The 4,873-nt window shown below is 33.9% G+C and carries 3 protein-coding genes and 3 pseudogenes; 5 read left to right on the top strand and 1 reads right to left on the bottom strand.

Features of this window, described 5'->3' with window-relative positions:
* Positions 1-157 (top strand): annotated as a pseudogene (locus V7150_RS23390) (GNAT family N-acetyltransferase); the annotation flags it as partial.
* A 166-nt stretch (positions 158-323) separates the two neighbouring features.
* Positions 324-1,028 (top strand): class I SAM-dependent methyltransferase, encoded by a 705-nt coding sequence (locus V7150_RS23385; protein ID WP_335522993.1) that lies wholly within the window; start codon positions 324-326, stop codon positions 1,026-1,028.
* 263 nt (positions 1,029-1,291) lie between these two features.
* On the opposite strand, the gene V7150_RS23380 is transcribed toward V7150_RS23385, so the two are convergent.
* Complete coding sequence (locus tag V7150_RS23380; RefSeq protein ID WP_335522990.1) at positions 1,292-1,822, bottom strand: GNAT family N-acetyltransferase; 531 nt, start codon at positions 1,820-1,822, stop codon at positions 1,292-1,294.
* Positions 1,823-2,070: 248 nt separating this feature from the next.
* Here V7150_RS23380 and V7150_RS23375 point away from each other — a divergent pair.
* The 3 genes and pseudogenes from V7150_RS23375 to V7150_RS23365 form a co-directional block, all read left to right on the top strand.
* Positions 2,071-2,985 (top strand): annotated as a pseudogene (locus V7150_RS23375) (reverse transcriptase domain-containing protein); the annotation flags it as partial.
* Positions 2,986-3,241: 256 nt separating this feature from the next.
* A pseudogene (locus tag V7150_RS23370) lies at positions 3,242-3,677 on the top strand (SMI1/KNR4 family protein).
* Positions 3,678-3,792: 115 nt separating this feature from the next.
* Positions 3,793-4,824: a serine hydrolase domain-containing protein gene (locus V7150_RS23365; protein WP_335522988.1), complete on the top strand. Its 1,032-nt coding sequence runs from the start codon at positions 3,793-3,795 to the stop codon at positions 4,822-4,824.
* Positions 4,825-4,873 lie beyond the last annotated feature (49 nt).

Here is a 4,873-nt window from a genome sequence, read left to right as displayed (position 1 = left end):
AAAAGAAAATGGATATAAAATTGTTCAAACAAAAACAATGAATAAATGGAGGAATATGTTGATTTTGAATATTAAAAAGGGGTTCGATGTTATTAGTACATATACCGATGAAAAGGGAGAAATTAAAATAATTCTTGAAAAGTCACTAATCAACTAAATGGGCGCAAAGTTAAAAATTGGGACAGCTTAGTCAATCTCCATTTTCTTATCGTACTACTTGTAAGAACTATTTTTTTCTTACATTTTCTGTGGTGAGCTCTGATTCATAGTTGGCTAAAGGGCAGGATTGTATAAAAAATTTAATTGTAAAGAAGGGGTAACTTTTGAAAGAAACTATTCATGATTATGAAGATTTATTAGAAATGTTAGATTCCTTATTGCGGGAGCCAACTCAGTTTTGGGATCAGTTTTATTCTGACCGTGAAAAGGGCGTACCTTTTTTTACTAATTCTCCTGACGAAAATTTAGTTGGTTACTTTGAAAATAAACTATTTAGGCCAGGAAAAGTCCTTGAACTTGGCTGCGGTCCTGGTCGGAATGCAATCTATTTTGCTGAAAAAGGTTGTAACATTGATGCTGTAGATTTATCACAAGAGTCGCTTAAATGGGCAGAAGAACGAGCAATTGAAAAGAATGTAAGTGTAAACTTTATAAAAGAAAATATATTTGAATTAGACATTGAAGAAGGTACATATGACATTGTTTATGATTCAGGTTGTTTTCACCATATTGCTCCACACCGAAGAATGAGTTACATAGATTTAGTGAAAAAGGCATTAAAACCAAATGGTTTCTTTGCAATTACTTGTTTTGTTGAAGGTGGGGAGTTAGGTGGAGCAGAGATATCGGATTGGGAAGTTTATAGATTGCGAAGCCTTAAAGGTGGTTTAGGATATACAGAGGAAAAATTAAGGCTTATATTTAGGGATTTCAAGGAAATTGAAATAAGAAAAATGAAGGTAATTGAACAGCCAAATGTTGTTTTCGGTGTACCTGACTTTTTGACTGCTCTATTTCAAAAAAATTAATAATTCTTTTTTGCTCACTACTGGTGCATTACTTCAACAATGGGGTAATGCCATTTTTTATGCGACCAATTTGTGAGATTGTGAAGCAATTCACTTAAAGTAACGGTGGGCAAGAATTAAAGATCCAGCTGCCAATTTTGGCAGCTTTCTTCTTAAGCTAACGAAGCAGTTCAATAAGAAAAGATAATCTTAGATAGAAAAATAATTAATAGAATGCCGAAAAAGCCTATATTCTATATGAATATAGGCTTTTCACAATTATGTTAATCAGTTTTTAATTTTGAATACATATTTAAATCAATAAACGTGTCTTTTGATTTCTCGGACTTTCTTAAGGTGCCTTCAAATTGAAAATGCAACTTTTCCAAAAGTCTTATTGAGTTACTATTTTCAGGCATGACTTTTGCTTCAATCCTATTGAGATTAAGCGTATTAAACGCATAATCCAATAATGCGAGAATGGCTTCTGAAGCAAATCCGTTACCCCAGTATTCTTTACCAAGGTCATAACCGATTTCTGCTTTTAAATTCTCAAAGTCTAAGGAATTGTAGCCACAAGAACCGATAATTTGATTTGACTCTGATTGAATAATCGAATAGCGAATAGCTTTGTCTTCTTGATATAAGCCATCAAGCATTTCAATTATTTCTATTGCTTGACTTTCATCAGTCAAACTATAGATATTCATAAACCTTGTAACTTCAGAATCAGACCAGATTTTAAATAAGCTAGAGGAGTCTGATACCTCCATTTTTTTCAATACTAATCGTTCAGTTTGTAATTCGGTAATCAATATTTTTACCTCCATTTTGTTTTAAAATTTCTTGTTTCAACATTTGGGGTTTAGATATTGATATCTGTGCATAGTTCAGTCCCTTCACGCTTTAAGATAGCGTTATTATATACAATTAAAAAAATATTACAAGTCAGTTTGAAAATATAAACTTGATTTTTGTCGTATTAGAGTACCTGAATAACGTGCAATAAAATGCAACTTTTCTTATGGCACTAACGAGACATCATTTCTGTAATAATGAACTACATGACGCAGTTCGAAAAGCGAAAGAATATATAAGTGAAGGTTACAGATGGGTTATAGATATGGACTTAGAGAAATTCTTTGACAAAGTGAATCATGATAAGCTGATGGGGATATTGGCTAACAGAATCCAAGACCGTATGGTCTTGAAACTAATTAGGAAATACTTACAAGCGGGTGTCATGATTAATGGTGTAACTTATGATTCTGAGGAAGGAACGCCACAAGGAGGTCCACTAAGTCCTCTTCTTTCCAATATACTGCTGGATAAACTTGATAAAGAGTTGGAACGAAGGGGGCATAAGTTCGTCCGCTACGCTGATGATTGTAATATCTACATGAAGTCAAAGAAAGCTGGCGAAAGGGTAATGAACTCTATTACAAACTTTATAGAAGTGAAATTGAAACTTAAAGTAAATAGAGAGAAATCTGCAGTTGACCGCCCGTGGAAACGTAAGTTTCTAGGTTTTAGTTTTACTTTTAACAAGAAACCGAAGGTTCGAATATCCAAGGAAAGTATCAAAAGACTAAAGTCTAAGATACGCGAACTAACTTCACGTTCAAAACCCATCCCAATGGAAATAAGAATTAAGAAACTAAATCAATACCTTACGGGATGGCGTGGTTATTTTGCCTTAGCGGATACACCAAGTAAGTTTAAAGAATTTGATGAGTGGATAAGAAGACGGCTTCGTATGATTGAATGGAAACAATGGAAAACACCGAAAACTAGAGTGAGAAAACTCAAAGGATTGGGAGTAGCACCAAACAAGGCTTACGAATGGGGAAACTCCAGAAAGAAATACTGGAGAATAGCTAGTAGTCCGATTCTACACAAAACCCTTGATAACTCCTATTGGAGTAACCGAGGGCTCAAAAGTCTATATCAAAGATATGATTTTCTACGTCAAACTTAATTGAACCGCCGTATACCGAACGGTACGTACGGTGGTGTGAGAGGTCGGGGGTTAGTCACCCCCTCCTACTCGATTTATGTTAAGGTCCAGATTGAGGAATGTATTCAATAAAGAATGGATATTTATGTTGAAATATAGAGTAAAGATTGTGATAGTTTTCACTTAAATTAACGGGCAGGATAGTTGAAGAAGGAAAAGCTCAATTTGATATTGAATTAATCAAATTAGATTATTTATAGTAAGGGAGTTTTTTCTAATGGGGAATATAAGAGACTTAATCCAAACAAAGAAACCAGGTGTTGATGAATTCGATATAAACTTGGCAGAGGAAAAGTTGGGTGCGATTTTTCCCGAACAGTACAAAGAACTTTTTAAGTTAGTTAATAATGCAGAAATAGGTGAATGGATACTATATCCTATAAAAGACAATAGAAATCCTAAAAAGACCTGGGATGATGTCGTTAGACAAAACATTGAGGTTAGAGAAGAAGGTTTCCCTAATGAACTAATTGCTATTGGGGATGATGGTTCAGGTGATAAATTATGTCTAAAAATAAGTAACGGAATAATGAGGGATGAAATCTATCTTTGGTATCACGAAAATGCAAAAAATAGAAGAATATGCCCCTAATTTGAAAGACTTTATCGTGTTAATCTCCGCAGAAGAAACTGAGGATTTTGAGGAAGAATAATCCCTTATTAAGATAACGGGTGCAAGAGTACAAGAATGGATTGCTGCGGGGATCCTTTTTCTTATTCAAGTAACGGGGCATTTAGTGAAAGAAGAAATAGTATGGGAGGGATTCAATGGAAACCAATATTATAAATCGCATTACCGATGTTATGGGTAAAAATAACTTTTCAGGAACAGTTCTTGTCAAAAATGACAATAAAATTTTGGCAGAGAAAAGTTATGGTTACGCTAATCGTTCTGAGCAAATTGAAAATAGCTTCGATACACGATTTGGAATAGCATCGGGTTGTAAACTATTTACATCGATAGCAATTTGCCAGCTTGTGGAGGATGGAATACTTTCTTTTGAAACAAAGTTAGAAGATTGTCTTAATGTTTCTTTTCCTAATTTTGATAAGGATATAACCATTCATCACCTTTTAACACATACGGCTGGAATACCTGATTACTTTGATGAGGAAGTTATGGATGACTTTGAAGAGTTGTGGGTTAAGAACCCGATGTATCTCATAAGAACTTTGGAAGATTTCTTACCATTATTTCAGAATCAACCAATGAAATTAAAAGTAGGCGAAAGATTTCATTATAATAATGCGGGATACATTTTACTTGGTCTAATTATAGAGCAAGCAAGTCAGTTTAAATTCGCTGATTACATTGAGGAAAATATTTTTAAAAAAGCTGGTATGGCTGACTCGGGTTATTTTGAATTTGATTCTCTACCCCAAAGAACGGCACTTGGTTATATTGACTTCCCTAATGGTACTTGGAAGACGAACATTTACTCATTGCCCGTAAAAGGTGGTTCAGATGGTGGGGCGTTCGTTACCGTGAATGAGATGGCAAATTTATGGGATGCACTTATAAATAATCAATTATTAAGTGAAGAATACACTCGCAAGTTACTTACTCCATATATTAAAACTAATGATAAAAATAGCTTTTATGGTTATGGAGTATGGATTGAGAAAAATGATAATGAGATTTTGAAATATCACATAATGGGGTATGACCCTGGAGTTAGTTTCCATTCTGCTTTTTATCCTGAGACCTTAATTAAAACTGTTATATGTTCGAACAAGTCGGAAGGAGCATATGACATTATGAAAGAAATTGAGGAAGAAATATTAAAACAAAAACAATAATCATCTGAGTTTGTGAAATAATGATAACTTAAACTACCATGAAAATTAA

The organism is Neobacillus drentensis (assembly GCF_036965245.1).
In the GTDB taxonomy this organism is placed as follows: domain Bacteria; phylum Bacillota; class Bacilli; order Bacillales; family Cytobacillaceae; genus Neobacillus; species Neobacillus drentensis_G.
This window is presented reverse-complemented; position numbering and strand designations above follow the sequence as displayed.

Coding starts and splice junctions, on each gene's coding strand:
- V7150_RS23365 (WP_335522988.1), top strand. CDS start 3,793: ATGGAAACCAATATTATAAATCGCATTACCGATGTTATGGGTAAAAAT.